This is a genomic window from Marinomonas sp. G8-14 (assembly GCF_055808935.1).
Window position 1 is genome coordinate 4493967 of the sequence record NZ_CM147891.1, and the last position, 14941, is coordinate 4508907.

A 14941-nucleotide genomic window follows, 5' to 3' on the forward strand; every position below is an offset into this window, starting at 1 on the left:
AAAGTTGCTTCGCTTTTTTATTTTTAGCGATTTAACAAGGACTGGTATAAATCAACCCACTGATCTGTAACAGCTTCCCAACTGTAATCATAACGCATGGCATTTTGTTGTTTTTGTAGCCAGCGATTGCCATCATAGAAGCACGCCATGCATCTTTCCATGGCCAGTTTTAGGGATTCTCCATTGGCCTCTTTAAAGACAAAGCCATTGGCTTTGTCGCCCTCTTCAAACACAGTGTCTGCTAATCCTCCGGTTTGCCTTACAACGGGTAATGTGGCGTATTTTAAGGCATACAGCTGTGTTAACCCGCAAGGCTCAAAACGTGAGGGTATGAGCAGGGCATCGATACCCGCTTGTATTCGGTGAGAGTAATCTTCGAAATACCCAATACGAACGGCGACTTGTTGCGGGTAATTTTTTTGTAATTCTAAATAGCCTGACTCTAGGTTTTTATCACCAGAGCCAAGCACAATCAGTCTAGCACCCTTGTCTAATAATGAGGGCATAACGTGTAATACAAGATCCAGTCCTTTTTGTTCAGTGAGTCGACTCACAACACCAAATACGGGATAGTTAAGGTCTTCTGACAACGAGTTTTCTCGCAATAAAGCAAGCTTGTTTGTTTGTTTTAAATGAAGCGTGTCTATGTCGTAATTTTGCGGAATGAGTGCGTCTTTTTCTGGTGACCATTGGTTGTAATCAACGCCATTGAGGATGCCACTTAATTTATTTTGCATCGCTCTTAGGGTGCCATCTAGGCCGTCTCCATATTCAGGCGTGAGAATTTCTTGTGCATAGGTTGGACTGACCGTGGTAATTGCGTCGGCATACACTAAGCCTGCTTTAAGTCCTGAGAATCGACCATAAAACTCCATGCCATGCATGCTTAAGAGTTCTGGTGATAAGTGTGTGTCTGAAAATTGATTCATATCAAAACTACCGTTATAACGTAAATTATGTACGGTGGTTACAATAGGAATGTGGTCTACTTTCCAACTTTTAAGATAGGCAGCTGCAAACCCAGTTTGCCAGTCGTTTAAGTGTAGAACATCTGCTTGCCAATCTATTAGGTTGCCGTGCAACGCTAATGTTGCAACAGCCCAAGAAAGGGCGGCAAAGCGTATGTGATTGTCTTGAAAGTCGATGCCATTTTTGTCGACGTAGGGACCGTCTTCACGCTCGTAAAGTGCTTGGCATTGTAATAGCCAGATTGGTGTGTCATTGTCAGGAATGTGGGTTTCAAGTAACAGTAAATCTCCAACGCCAAATGGATTTCCTAAGTTGATACTCTTTTGAATAGGCGCTACTTTTTTTAGTATGCCTTGATACGCTGGCATGATAAGTTTGATATCGTGGCCTTTGTTTCTTAACGCGACAGGTAGTGCGCCAGCCACATCGGCTAATCCACCTGTTTTGATTAGGGGGTAAATTTCGGAAGCAGCAAAGAGTATTTTCATTATTAGTCATCTTATTGATTTGGAATAATGATCAGAGTATACCTAAATAGGACTTCAAATAGGTGTGTTGATAAAAATTTTAAGGGCATCACATGGATTTAAATACGGCGCGTATGAAAACTTTGTCCATTATTCTAGCCGGTGGACGTGGTTCAAGATTAAGACAGCTAACGGATAATCGTTCTAAGCCTGCAGTGCCTATTGCGGGTAAATATAAAATTATTGATTTTCCTCTCTCCAATTGTATTAACTCAGGTATGCGTCGTATTGCCGTCCTGACTCAGTATCGCTCTCATACATTGAATCAGCATGTACAAAGAGGTTGGAATTTTCTGCGATCGGATTTTAATGAGTTCATTGAACTATGGCCTGCTCAGCAACAGACTGGCAGTGACTGGTATCGTGGTACAGCCGATGCCGTGTATCAAAACTTAAGTATGATAGATGGTTTAGACAGCGAGTATATTCTGATTCTGGCTGGTGATCATGTGTATAAACAAGATTACAGTTTGATGCTGCAAGACCATATTGAAAGCGGTGCAGATGTTACGGTGGCGTGCATAGAAGTGCCACTGAAAGAAGCGGATCAGTTTGGTGTAATGCATGTTGATGAAAACGATAACATTATAGCGTTTGAAGAAAAACCGGCTAATCCACCTACGATGCCGGGTAAGCCTGATGTGTCGCTTGCTAGCATGGGTATTTATATTTTTAATACGAAGTTTTTGTCTGAAAACTTACGTTCAGATGCAAGCGATGACGAATCAAGTCATGATTTTGGTAAGGACCTTATTCCTTTGTTTGTTGGGCGTTGCAAAATTAAAGCTCACCATTTTTCCAATAGTGTCATTAGTAATAGCAGTTATCCTGATAAGCCGTATTGGCGTGATGTAGGAACATTAACGGCCTATTGGGAAGCGAATATGGATCTGACAAGATTGGTGCCAGAGTTGGATTTGTATGATGAAGAGTGGCCGATTCGAACAGCGCAGTATCAACGACCTGCAGCAAAGTTCAATTATAACTACGAAGAGCGCATTGGTACGGCATTGAATTCAGTCGTGTCGGCTGGCTGTATTGTGTCGGGTTCAACGGTCGAGCAATCCATTCTATTTAATAATGTTCGAGTAAACTCTTATTCTCATGTGATTAAATCTGTAGTTTTGCCTCGCTGCAATATCGGTCGGCATTGTCGTCTTAGTAAAGTGGTGGTGGATTCTGACTGCCATATTCCAGAAGGCACGATAATTGGTGAAGACCCTGTTGCAGATGCAGCTCGCTTTTATCGAAATTCAGACGGTATTACTTTAGTGACGCAAGAGATGATTGAGGCATTGCCTGAATAGTACTTTCAAGGAATGATTGTTGATTTAGTAAGAAGCCGCTCATATCAGCGGCTTTTTTGTGTGCCTTGAAAAGCTTTGTTTCATTATCTTGTGTACCGGTGCCTTGTAAAATGCTGAATTGGACGCATTAGTAGGGTTTCGCTTTTAGATTATTGAATAGAGAATTGGTTATCCCCGTAACCTGTGGATAACCCTATTGGTGAATCTTTGATAACTTACGCAAAACCAGTCGGTATGCAGCTTTGGACATTGGTGTTCATTTCTTCTTCAGTCTTTCATTTGGCGTAGTGTATTGGGTAAATATGTTTGTATTTTCACCTATTAGTGAGGAGGTTTTATGTTTACGGGTATCGTTCAGGGGACCGCGATGGTCAAAGCGGCCGATCAAGTGGGTCGTAACAAACGTTTAGAGGTGGTGTTTCCAGCCGGTGTTATGCTGGGTCAGCAGCTTGGGGCAAGTGTGGCTATCAATGGTGTTTGTCTTACCGTTGCTGAGATTGGTCATGATGTTTTGACATTTGATGTAATTGATACCACGTTGGCGTTAACCAATATTGGCCTTTTGCAGGTCGGGGATACGGTAAACTTTGAGCGTGCTGCTAAAATGGGGGACGAGATTGGTGGGCATGTTATGTCTGGTCACATTATGACGTCTGTTGCCGTATCGCGAATTGAAAAAATTGAAGAAAGTGTCCATATCCGCTTTACGACAGATCGTCAGCACGAAGTGGATGCAAGACGTTATTTGTTTGATAAAGGTTATGTGGGTCTAAATGGTGCGAGTTTGACAATTAGCGCTATTGGTAATGATTGGATTGAAGTGTCTTTGATTCCAGAAACATTGAGATTAACGACCTTTGGTATGTTGTCACTAGGAGATCGAGTGAATCTTGAAATCGATGCGCACACTCAGGCAACCGTCGATACCGTTGAGCGTATCTTGAAGCAAAGAGGGATTGTTTTGCCTTAAATCACTTTCGAACGGATTTAAGAGGCTAATTCTTCTTGGTTTTGAAATAAATGGAGTCCTTGCCCAATTTTCGGTAGAATGCTCGCCAATTTCTATCCTGAAAACGTGTTGGTGCGTATTTCTTATGATTGTCATGACGATGGTGTTTAATTCTTCTGTCACTCAGAATGAAATAGGTGTTTAACGAGCGTTTTTCAACAGGTAATCATTCAAATATCGCTTTTTAAGTGTGAGTAAATAGTGTCTTCTAATAATCTTAAGCACATACGCAATTTTTCGATAATTGCCCATATAGACCACGGAAAATCGACGTTAGCCGACCGCTTCATTCAGACTTGTGAAGGTCTGAGTGAACGTGAAATGTCTGCTCAGGTTCTTGACTCGATGGATATTGAGCGTGAACGTGGTATTACCATCAAGGCGCAAAGCGTCACGCTCGATTATCATGCGAAAGATGGGCAAGTTTATCAGTTGAACTTTATCGATACACCGGGACATGTTGACTTTTCTTACGAAGTGTCGCGCTCCCTTGCTGCTTGTGAAGGGGCATTGTTGGTGGTTGATGCTGCACAAGGCGTGGAGGCACAGTCTGTTGCAAACTGTTATACCGCCATCGAGCAAGGCCTCGAAGTGATGCCTGTGTTGAATAAAATTGACTTACCACAAGCAGAGCCAGAACGTGTTAGTGCTGAGATTGAAGAGATCATTGGCATTGATGCGATGAATGCGGTGACGTGCTCGGCAAAAACAGGTTTGGGAGTGGATGATGTATTAGAGCGCCTGATTGCGACGATTCCACCGCCAGAGGGTGACGTTGATGCGCCTTTGCAAGCGCTTATTATTGACTCATGGTTTGATAATTATCTGGGTGTAGTGTCTCTTGTTCGTATCAAACAAGGCACGTTGCGTAAGAAAGATAAAATTTTCATTAAATCAACCAAACAAACACATCCGGTTGATATGACAGGTATTTTTACGCCTAAGCGAAAAGAAACTGGTATGCTTAGAGCGGGGGAAGTTGGCTATGTTGTTGCGGGTATTAAAGATATTCATGGGGCGCCTGTAGGGGATACCATTACCCACGCTTCTACGCCAGATGTTCCACAATTAGCGGGTTTCCAAAAAGTGAAACCTCAAGTTTATGCGGGTGTGTTCCCTGTTAGCTCTGATGACTATGAAGATTTCCGTGTTGCCCTTGATAAGTTGACATTGAATGATGCTTCTTTGTTCTTTGAACCAGAAAGCTCGGATGCGCTAGGTTTTGGCTTCCGTTGTGGTTTTTTGGGTATGCTGCACATGGAGATCATCCAGGAACGTTTAGAACGTGAATATGATCTAGATTTAATCACGACTGCGCCAACGGTAGTGTATGAAATCGAATTAAATAATGGCGATGTAATTAACGTTGACAGTCCATCAAAAATGCCAGATCCTGGTTCGATTCGAGAAATGCGCGAACCAATCGTCGAAGCCAATATTTTAGTGCCACAGGAATATCTGGGTAACGTTATTACGTTGTGTGTGGAAAAGCGTGGCATTCAAAAAGATATGCTATATGTTGGTCGTCAAGTGCAGTTGCGTTATGAGTTACCCATGAACGAAGTCGTCATGGATTTCTTTGATAAACTAAAATCTTGTAGCCGCGGTTTTGCGTCGTTAGATTACAGCTTCTCCCACTTTAGTGCTGCACCTTTATGTCGATTAGACATCTTGATCAATGGCGAGCGTGTCGATGCTTTGGCGCTGATCATGCACAAAGATAACGTACAGTATAAAGGTCGTGCTTTGTGTGAAAAAATGAAAGATTTGATTCCGCGTCAGATGTTTGACGTGGCGATTCAAGGTGCTGTGGGGGCAAAAATCATTTCACGTACGACAGTGAAAGCGTTACGTAAAAACGTAATTGCCAAATGTTATGGTGGTGATGTGAGCCGTAAGAAGAAATTGTTGCAGAAGCAAAAAGAAGGTAAGAAGCGTATGAAGCAGGTAGGTAACGTTGAGGTGCCACAATCTGCTTTCCTTGCGGTTTTGCAGCTAGACAGCTAGAGCCAGAAAAACAACAGGCGTGCTCAGCACGCCCTGATGGAGAAATGAAGTATGGGTTTTGATTTCGAATTGATACTGGCCATTGCGTTTTTAGTGACGGGTGTCTTCTGGGTGTATGATCGTATTGTGTATTTTCCCAAGCGTAAAGCTCTGTTGGTAAATATGCCAACAGAGACACGCAAAGCTCTCAGTAAGGATGCCCAGCAGCGATTGGCGCAAACACCTAAGCTGGTGGTGGAGGTGAAGTCCTATTTCGTTATCATTGCGGTGATCTTTGGTTTGCGATCTTTTGTTGTTGAGCCCTTTCAGATTCCGTCAGGATCTATGCTGCCAACATTAAAGATAGGTGATTTTATTCTGGTGAATAAGTTTGACTATGGACTTCGTTTACCTGTCTTAAATACAACCATTATTCCAACTACAGAACCAAAACGTGGTGATGTGGTTGTATTTAAATACCCACTTGATCCTAGTTTAAACTATATTAAACGTTTGGTCGGTTTGCCTGGTGATCAAATCAGCTATCATAATAAGACATTGATGGTTAATGGTGAGCCAGTTAGCAAAGAATTTTTAGCCAAGTTGCCTGTGTCATTGAACCCAAATCAAGAGCCAGTAGATGTATTTTCTGAGCACTTGGGTGAGGCACAACACGAGATTTATAATAGTTACCGATTTACCCCACATGAAGGTGAATGGACTGTACCAGCAGGCCATTATTTTGTGATGGGTGACAACAGAGACAATAGTGCTGACAGTCGATTTTGGGGATTTGTTCCAGATGAAAATATGAAAGGTCGTGCTTTTTATGTATGGCTGCATTGGGACGAATTTTTTAGTATCCCAAGTTTTAAAAATAACGGTTTGATTGAATAAGTATTTTTTGGAGAAATTTTGAGTTCATCGTATCAGAAGCTGAGTCAGCGCATAGGGTATTTTTTTGCTGACCTTGGACTGCTTGAACTGGCGCTAACGCACCGTAGTTTTGGTGGGAAAAATAATGAGCGCCTTGAGTTCTTGGGTGACTCTATCCTTAATTATGTGATTGCGGAAGACCTTTTTCATCGTTTCCCAAAGGCTAAAGAAGGCGAATTAAGTCGTCTGCGGGCATCGCTAGTAAAGGGTGATACTCTAGCTGAACTGGCAAGAGAATTTGAGCTGGGAGATTATTTGAAACTGGGGGCTGGCGAGTTAAAAAGTGGTGGTTTTAGACGAGATTCTATTTTAGCCGATACGGTTGAGGGCATCATTGGTGGTATGTACCTAGACGCGGGCATGGAAGTTTGTCGTCAGCATATTTTAGCCTGGTACAAAGAGCGCTTAGATGCGACATCCTTAAAAGTGGTGACCAAAGATGCAAAGACGAGGCTTCAAGAGTATCTTCAAGCCAGAAAGCATGCGTTACCTCAGTACGATGTTGTGAATATTGTAGGCGAGCCTCATGACCAAACTTTTTATGTGCATTGTCATATTGAGCTTTGTGAAAGTGCCATAGAAGGCAAGGGAAATAGTCGTCGAATCGCAGAGCAAAATGCTGCAGCAAAAGCCTTGAAAAAATTGGAAAAGAAAGATGTCTGACGTTGAAGTGACGCACTGTGGTTATATTGCCATTGTTGGCCGCCCAAATGTGGGTAAGTCAACTTTGCTTAATCATATCTTAGGCCAGAAATTATCCATAACGTCGCGAAAGCCGCAAACCACCCGCGATCAGATTCTTGGTGTAAAAACAGAAGGCCATGTTCAGGCTATTTATGTGGATACACCCGGTTTGCATCTGGGGGAGGCCAAAGCCATTAACCGCATCATGAATAAAACCGCAGCGGCGGCATTAAAAGATGTCGACGTGGTGCTGTTTGTTATCGATGCGGATCGTTGGACAGAAGAAGATGAGGCGGTGTTACAAAAAGTGAAACACGCTCGCTGTCCCGTTATTCTGGTAGTGAATAAGGTGGATCAACTTGATCAAAAAGAAGATCTTTTGCCACGTTTGGCAAACCTAGCTGACCGGATGGATTTTGCGCAAATTGTTCCAATATCCGCCTTGCGTAATAATAATTTAGACCGTTTAGAACGTTTGGTTGAAAGTTATATGCCAGAGGGGACGCAGTTTTACCCTGAGGATCAAATAACCAATCGCAGTTCACGTTTTTTGGCCGCTGAAATTGTTCGTGAGAAGATCACACGCCAGCTTGGTCAAGAAGTGCCTTATGAAGTGGCCGTGCAAATTGAAGAATTTGTCTATGAAGAGACGGCTATTCATATTAGTGCGCTGATTTTGGTGGAGCGAAATGGGCAAAAACGCATCATTATTGGCGAGCGTGGTGATAAAATTAAGCTAATAGGCAAAGAGGCGCGTATTGATATGGAGAACTTATTTCAACATAAAGTCATGTTGAATCTCTGGATTAAAGTGCGTTCAGGTTGGTCTGATGATGAGCGTGCCTTGGCCAGTTTAGGTTACCAGGAAGAATAATCTCAATGCGCGTTTCTGCGTATGTCATTCATACTCGGCCTTTTCAAGATGGCAAAATTCTGCTTGATGCATTAACTCTTGAGCAAGGTTTGATTCGAGGTGTTTGGCGACTACCAAAAAAAGAGGCTCGGGTCATTCCTGGGCCTTTTTTATGTTACGAAATGGAGCTTTCTGGTCGCGGTGACTTAAAAACCGTGAAAAGTTTGGAGTCGGTAAAAGCCGCTGCTGTGCTTGAGGGGTTGTCTTTGTACGCGGCTTTTTATGTGCATGAGTTACTTGAAAAGCTTTTGCCTGCCAATTTGCCATTGCCTGAGGTGTTTGCATTATATCAATGGCTGATTGAAAGTCTGCATTCAGGGGTGGTTATTGCGCCCTTGTTACGTCGATTTGAGGTGGGGTTATTTTCCGAGCTTGGTGTCGGCATTAACATGATATCTACAGGTCGTGGTGAGCCTCTTGAAGCGCGTCAGCTTTATCAATTTCACTATAAGTTCGGTTTACGGCCTTATCATGGTGAAATACCAAAACAAACGCCTATGTTGTTTGTTGAAGGGCAGATAGCCCTTGATTATCACGCAGGCAAATGGACGGATAAACAAGTGTTAAGTCTCGCCAAGGAGTTACATCGTAACTGGCTGGATAGTTTATTAAATGGCAAGCCAATCGTTTCGAGGCGCTTATTGCCAAAGCAGCCTTTTCAAGGTGATCGGCATCTCGGGGTGCCTATTTTTCGTGCCTTGTGATGATTTACGTTATTAAAGGGGGGAGTTTGATTATCGGAGTTGGGACGGATTTGGTTGAGATAGCACGAATCGCTCAGTCAGTTGAGCGTTTGGGAGAGCGTTTTATTGACCGCATATTGACGGCTGCCGAAAAACAACGCTGGTTAGAAATCAGCAACGCAGATAAAGCCAATGCTTATGTCGCAAAACGCTTTGCAGCGAAAGAAGCGGCAGTGAAGGCGTTAGGAACAGGGATTGGTTCGGGGGTAAGTTTTCAACACTTTAGCATCAGTAATTTGCCTTCTGGACAGCCGGTTCTCATGGTTGATGAAAGTATTACTGCGCGCTATGACTTCCCTGTGGCATGGCATTTAAGTCTAACGGATGAGAAAGTGTATGCTCAGGCTTTTGTTGTTCTCGAATCTAAGGTGTTGAGTGCAAAGATTGAGGCCAAGGAATAAGCTTTCTGTGATTCAGAAGTTCTTCAATGGCTTCAAGAAAGTCTTCTGCCACACCGTCAACATCTTCTAAACCTAACTCTTTTAAATGTGTTTCTAAAAAGCCAGCATGGCGAGCAATATTAATGGTGCCAGTGTATTTGGAGGCTCCATGTATTCTATGCACTACTTCTATGAGTTTTTCAGTATCTTGTTTTTCTAAGTGATGTTGAATTAACTTTTTTTCCGCATCTAGAGAGTCCGCTAGCATATCAAACATCTCTTTTGCTATGTCGGCTTTACCATCAACGACAGCGAGTGCTTTGTCTAAATCAAAAATATTGACGAGCTTGTCATCTACCTGATCTTGAAAGGTTTTTGTATTATTACGCCATGTTTCAATGGTGGCGAAGAGTAGCTCTTCATCGATGGGTTTGGTTAGGTAGGCATTCATGCCGCTTGCAAGTATTTGCTGTTGCTCTGATCCCAAAGCGTGTGCTGTCAGTGCGATAATAGGAGTATTCTTATAATGCTTTAGTTGTCGTAACTGTTGGGTCGTTTCCATGCCATCCATTTCAGGCATTTGAATGTCCATAAATATTAAGTCGAATTTTTCATGTATTGCCATGTCTATCGCTTGGCGTCCACTGTAGGCTGATGACACCCTGACGCCGGCTGGCGTGAGCCAATGATTCAGTAGTTGCAGATTGACTGGAGAATCGTCCACTGCCAATATTTTAAAGTTTTTCAAGTGCTCGTGATTGGCTGGTGAGAGTGCTTTCTGAGACAGTAACTCGATCGGTGCTTTGTTGATGTGTAACAATGCTTTGTATAACCTGTCTTGACTGATTGGTTTAAGTAGTATGTCACTGCATAGGCTCTTTAGATCAGGATAGTGCGCTATTTGACCTGGTGGTTGTACCATCATAATACTGGGAATGGCATATTGTTGCGCGCAATAACTAATCAGTTCCCGTGCTTCTGTCGTGTTTTGGTCGTCAGGAGTAACGCTCAATAAGATGGCGTCAATGGCATCGTGTTGTTTGTTTAAAGTCGAGATGATCTGTTCTATGTCTGAGCAGGCGACATAGCGAATACCAATACTATCTAAGTAGGCCGTTAGGTAGTTTTTATAGGTGGTGCTAGGTTCGAGCAGCAGGACGCGTCGATCCAGTTTCTTTTTGTGCTGACTGAGTTTATTTGACCTTTTTAGAGTGATAGTAAAGCGAAAAGTTGAACCAATGCTTGGGTCACTACTGACTTCAATTTTTCCTTTCATCTGCTCGACCAGTTTTTTAGTGATGACCAGTCCTAGGCCTGTTCCCCCAAACTGTCGTGTGGTGCTGGTGTCTACTTGAGAAAAGGGCTTGAATAGACGATGTATCTTGTGTTCCGGTATGCCTATGCCGGTGTCAATGATTTGGAAGGATAAGGTGATTTCCTGAGAGGTTTGTGAAGCGATGGATACTTTTGTGCGTACTGATCCTTGATGGGTGAATTTAATGGCATTGCCGATTAGGTTTGTTAAAATCTGCCGAATGCGAGTGCTGTCACCAACAAACCATTCCGGAATATTCGCGCAAAACTCTGGTACTAAATCAATTTGTTTTTCTTTAGTCAGTAAGTTAACACTCAACGTCTGATAAACATCATCTACTAGTGCTTTTAAGTTGAAGTGATTGTTTTCTAGATTTAATTTTCCTGCTTCAATTTTCGAGAAATCCAAAATATCACCAATAATCGCTAGCAAGCTGTTTGTTGATTGCTCGATGGTATCTACATAGAGTCGTTGTTGGGGATCGGCAATGTCTTTTTGTAGCGTTTTTGTGTAACCTAAAATGGCATTCAGAGGCGTGCGAATTTCATGGCTGATGTTGGCTAGAAATTGCGATTTCAAGCGATTTGACTCCATTGCCTCTCGATTGGCGATGTGCAATTGCGCGCTTTTTTCCTCCATGCTGTCCATGCTACGCCGGATGTCTTCGGTCGATTGTTCTATGCCAATAATGAGTTCTTCATGGTGGTGTTCTAATCTCTCAGTTAGATCAAGTAGGTCCTTTTGCAGTTCCGCGTATTCTAGTGGTAGTTTCGTTAATTTTGCGGCTGAGAATTGGCCTTTAACGAGCTTATTTAAAGCCATAGCAAGCTTATTGAGAGGCTGTGTTAAATGCGTTGAAATATGATATGCGCTTAAAATTGTTAGTATGTTTAGCAAAACCAAAATAGAGATGATCAGGCTGGCGTATTGATATTTTGCTATTTTGATCGCAGATTTGTTGGCCTCAATTTTGACCCAGCCAATTAGATTGCGTTGGTTGGTAGGATTAAATAGGTCCGTTTGGGCATTGAATATGCCGTCCAGTGAATTATTAGCGTAGTAGATGGCGCTCATTGATTCTAGGTGGTCATCGTATTCGATAATGTGACTTTCTTCTGTGAAAGCCATAATGTTTTGTATGGGTGCGTTGCCCAGTTCAGCAATGATTTTTTGCTCGCTGTTGAATAATTGCACGCTGTTGATGTCGTGATTGCTGAGGGCGTTTTGCAGTATTCGATACATCATGTTTTGATCGGAAAAGACAATCGCATATTCGCTGGTCATAGCGACTTGCTCTGTAATTTGTTTAGTTCGCTCAAACAACTGGCGATTCAAATCATCAAAACGAGTTGACAGTAAAAAAAGGCTGGTGAGCAGTGAGATAACAAACACAGGCGTGAATAGCGCCCAAAAGAGTTTACGGCTTACGCTAAGTGGTGACAGATTGGTGAGGAAATGCAATTTCATCGTATTACTAATCTGCTTAATGAATTAATAGCAGGCCAAATTGCCTTTGCTCTGTCGATCTGTGCATTCTTTTTCATAGTTATCGCATGTCTGTTTTTCACGGCTGGATGGGGCATGAATATAGGCACATTCACGCCATTTCTTTCTTAATTCAATGGTATCTAGCCCAGTGAGGTCTTCAGTGGACTCTTCACAGCTACTTAGTAAAAGTAATAAAAAAAGTAGTGTGAAAACGCGTGTTACGAGCATACTCTTGCCCTAGAATGTCAAATCGAAACTAAGTTTATAACGCTTTCTTATTGTACTGTTTGCCATTAGTGTTCTTAAATAGTTAAGTTTCATTCCCTAAGTCATCAATGTCAATGAAGTTTTTATATGATCCAATATCCTAGTATTGAGTCCTTGATTGGGCAAACACCTCTGGTTCGCTTGCAGCGAATCAATCCAAATCCACGCAACACGGTGTTGCTAAAATTAGAAGGTCAAAACCCTGCTGGATCAGTAAAAGATCGTCCTGCGCTTAACATGATACTTCAAGCTGAGTTACGTGGAGATATAAAGCCAGGCGATAGTTTAATTGAAGCAACCAGTGGTAACACCGGTATCGCTTTGGCCATGGCCGCAGCGATTAAGGGTTACAAGATGCATTTAATCATGCCAGATAACATGAGTCAGGAGCGTAAATCAGCGATGTCGGCTTATGGGGCGATTTTGCACTTGGTGACAAAAGAGGAGGGCATGGAAAGAGCACGTGATCTTGCTCAAGAGATGCAGGATCAAGGTATTGGTATTGTGCTCAATCAGTTTGCTAACCAAGATAATCCTAATGCCCACTATCTGACCACAGGTCCAGAAATATGGCAGCAGACTCAGGGGACTGTGACACACTTTGTTAGCTCTATGGGGACAACTGGAACCATTATGGGGGTATCCCAATATTTAAAAGAGCAAAATAAAGCGATTCAAATTATTGGTCTTCAGCCGCAAGAGGGTTCGAGTATCCCTGGTATTCGTCGTTGGCCAAAGGCGTATCTGCCTTCGATTTTTGACGAGACTAAAGTAGATAAAGTGATGGATATCTCGCAAACCACAGCAGAAGTGACTATGCGATGTTTGGCAAAAGAAGAAGGGATTTTTTGTGGTGTGTCTTCTGGCGGTTCGGTTGCGGCAGCCTTGGCTTTGTCCGAGCAACTCGATAATGCTGTCATTGTTGCGATTGTTTGTGATCGTGGAGATCGTTATCTATCAACAGGGGTGTTCGATGGCTAAAAGACCTTTTATTAATTAAGGGCTTGTTTTCGCGTACAGTTCTAGGGATAGATGCGATAGAATACTTGGGCATTTATCCTATTTGACCAGAAAAATAGTCAGGAACAAGAGAGCCCCCTTTGAGAAAAAGAACCCCCCAGCGTCGTGCCCCTAAATCTCAGTCGATAGGTCCCATACAGACTTTTAACGTAGAGGGACTAACTCATGAAGCAAAGGGTGTTGCGCGTTTGCAAGGAAAAGTAACCTTTATTGAAGGGGCTTTACCTGGAGAGACAGTCGCTGCCCAAGTGACCAAAAATGGTCGTCGTTTTGATGAAGCGGTGTTAACTCATATCATCGAACCTAGTGTCCACCGGGTAGAGCCAGATTGTCAGCATTTTCATGCTTGTGGTGGTTGCAGTTTTCAACATTTAGCAAGAGAAAAGCAACTTTCAGCAAAGGCGGACTGGTTACAAGGCCAATTGCGCCATCTTATTACGACCCAGTCTCTTGAATTACTGTCGGATACTTCTATTGGCTATCGCCGTCGAGCGCGTATCGCTATTGATCATAAAAATGGTCAAATGGTGTTGGGGTTTCGTGGGAAAGCGTCAAATGACATAGTTTCTATTGATCGTTGTGTTGTGTTGACGGATAAGCTTCAAGTCATACTTCGCTCCTTGAAGCAAGCATTGTCAGTCAGTACTTTGTTTACACAACTTGGGCATGTGGAATTATTGGAAGACACTAAAGGGGTATCCGTTTTATTTCGCCTAATATCTCCAGTGTCTACTGAACTGCAAGCTATTTGGGAAGATTGGGCAATAAAAGAAAATACGGCATTGTATTGGCAAGCACCGAAAGCGAGCAGAGCAGACGTTACCACGGATAAAATGCGCTATTATGATCTTAGTAATCTAAGACTGAAGTATCATCCGCAAGATTTTATTCAAGTCAACGCCAGTATGAATCAAAAAATGGTGTTGCAGGCACTAGATTGGTTAAAGCCAAATAAACAGGATGTCATAATGGATTTGTTTTGTGGCGTGGGAAATTTTTCTTTACCTTTAGCTCAGCTGTCAAAATCGGTTATTGGGGTAGAGGTTCAGGAGGGGATGGTTGAGGCTGCTAAGGAGAACGCTCGCCTGAATGGCCTTGATAATGTGTCTTTTTTGGCGGCAGATTTGACTAAGCCCGTAAAAAATGAACTTTTAACGCAACAGATTACCAAAGTATTGTTGGACCCACCTCGTGCGGGTGCGTTTGAGTTTTTAGACAGTTTAATAAAAATCGGACCCATGCAAATATTGTATGTTTCTTGCAATGCTTCTACTTTAGCGAGGGATGCCGAGTATTTAGTTGCAAAAGGATATCGTGTTTTACGTGTTAGTTTGATGGATATGTTTCCGCAAACATCGCATGTAGAAACCATGATGTTATTGCAAAAAAAGAAGTAA

General features: G+C 42.6%; 12 protein-coding genes. 10 read left to right on the forward strand and 2 right to left on the reverse strand.

Features of this window, described 5'->3' with window-relative positions; genetic code table 11:
* Positions 1 to 23: 23 nt before the first annotated feature.
* Positions 24 to 1457 carry a glycogen synthase GlgA gene (gene glgA / locus AC0L6V_RS22990; protein WP_265220660.1) on the reverse strand — a complete coding sequence of 478 codons (1434 nt, stop codon included), beginning with the start codon at positions 1455 to 1457 and terminating at the stop codon, positions 24 to 26.
* 92 nt (positions 1458 to 1549) lie between these two features.
* Between glgA and glgC the strand changes: the two genes are divergently transcribed.
* The 8 genes from glgC to acpS all read left to right on the forward strand — a co-directional run bounded on the left by glgC (position 1550) and on the right by acpS (position 9475).
* A complete protein-coding gene (gene glgC / locus AC0L6V_RS22995) occupies positions 1550 to 2803 on the forward strand; it encodes a glucose-1-phosphate adenylyltransferase (RefSeq protein ID WP_409419143.1) in 1254 nt (417 codons plus the stop codon).
* A 337-nt stretch (positions 2804 to 3140) separates the two neighbouring features.
* Positions 3141 to 3773, forward strand: coding sequence for a riboflavin synthase subunit alpha (locus AC0L6V_RS23000; RefSeq protein ID WP_265220662.1), 633 nt, complete (start codon positions 3141 to 3143; stop codon positions 3771 to 3773).
* 240 nt (positions 3774 to 4013) lie between these two features.
* Entirely contained in the window at positions 4014 to 5819 is a 1806-nt protein-coding gene (gene lepA, locus AC0L6V_RS23005; protein ID WP_409419144.1) for a translation elongation factor 4, read from the forward strand.
* Positions 5820 to 5870: 51 nt separating this feature from the next.
* Entirely contained in the window at positions 5871 to 6695 is an 825-nt protein-coding gene (gene lepB, locus AC0L6V_RS23010; protein WP_409419145.1) for a signal peptidase I, read from the forward strand.
* A gap of 18 nt (positions 6696 to 6713) precedes the next feature.
* Positions 6714 to 7397 (forward strand): ribonuclease III, encoded by a 684-nt coding sequence (gene rnc, locus AC0L6V_RS23015; protein WP_111608048.1) that lies wholly within the window; start codon positions 6714 to 6716, stop codon positions 7395 to 7397.
* On the forward strand, positions 7390 to 8292 hold the full coding sequence (gene era / locus AC0L6V_RS23020; protein ID WP_265220664.1) for a GTPase Era: 903 nt from the start codon (positions 7390 to 7392) through the stop codon (positions 8290 to 8292). Before rnc ends, era begins: the two co-directional genes overlap by 8 nt.
* 5 nt (positions 8293 to 8297) lie before the next feature.
* Positions 8298 to 9035: a DNA repair protein RecO gene (gene recO, locus AC0L6V_RS23025; RefSeq protein ID WP_265220665.1), complete on the forward strand. Its 738-nt coding sequence runs from the start codon at positions 8298 to 8300 to the stop codon at positions 9033 to 9035.
* A gap of 26 nt (positions 9036 to 9061) precedes the next feature.
* Positions 9062 to 9475: a holo-ACP synthase gene (gene acpS / locus AC0L6V_RS23030; RefSeq protein ID WP_265220666.1), complete on the forward strand. Its 414-nt coding sequence runs from the start codon at positions 9062 to 9064 to the stop codon at positions 9473 to 9475.
* Here the strand turns inward: acpS and AC0L6V_RS23035 are convergent.
* Entirely contained in the window at positions 9438 to 12236 is a 2799-nt protein-coding gene (locus AC0L6V_RS23035; RefSeq protein ID WP_265220667.1) for a response regulator, read from the reverse strand. The genes acpS and AC0L6V_RS23035 overlap by 38 nt on opposite strands.
* Positions 12237 to 12611: 375 nt before the next feature.
* Between AC0L6V_RS23035 and cysM the strand changes: the two genes are divergently transcribed.
* Both cysM and rlmD read left to right on the forward strand, forming a co-directional pair.
* On the forward strand, positions 12612 to 13505 hold the full coding sequence (cysM, locus tag AC0L6V_RS23040; protein ID WP_265220669.1) for a cysteine synthase CysM: 894 nt from the start codon (positions 12612 to 12614) through the stop codon (positions 13503 to 13505).
* 119 nt (positions 13506 to 13624) lie between these two features.
* On the forward strand, positions 13625 to 14941 hold the full coding sequence (gene rlmD, locus AC0L6V_RS23045) for a 23S rRNA (uracil(1939)-C(5))-methyltransferase RlmD (protein ID WP_409419146.1): 1317 nt from the start codon (positions 13625 to 13627) through the stop codon (positions 14939 to 14941).

Excerpts from the sequence above, each read along its gene's own strand:
- glgA (WP_265220660.1), bottom strand. The coding sequence starts at position 1,457 with ATGAAAATACTCTTTGCTGCTTCCGAAATTTACCCCCTAATCAAAACA.
- glgC (WP_409419143.1), top strand. The coding sequence starts at position 1,550 with ATGGATTTAAATACGGCGCGTATGAAAACTTTGTCCATTATTCTAGCC.
- AC0L6V_RS23000 (WP_265220662.1), top strand. The coding sequence starts at position 3,141 with ATGTTTACGGGTATCGTTCAGGGGACCGCGATGGTCAAAGCGGCCGAT.
- lepB (WP_409419145.1), top strand. The coding sequence starts at position 5,871 with ATGGGTTTTGATTTCGAATTGATACTGGCCATTGCGTTTTTAGTGACG.
- era (WP_265220664.1), top strand. The coding sequence starts at position 7,390 with ATGTCTGACGTTGAAGTGACGCACTGTGGTTATATTGCCATTGTTGGC.
- recO (WP_265220665.1), top strand. The coding sequence starts at position 8,298 with ATGCGCGTTTCTGCGTATGTCATTCATACTCGGCCTTTTCAAGATGGC.
- AC0L6V_RS23035 (WP_265220667.1), bottom strand. The coding sequence starts at position 12,236 with ATGAAATTGCATTTCCTCACCAATCTGTCACCACTTAGCGTAAGCCGT.
- cysM (WP_265220669.1), top strand. The coding sequence starts at position 12,612 with ATGATCCAATATCCTAGTATTGAGTCCTTGATTGGGCAAACACCTCTG.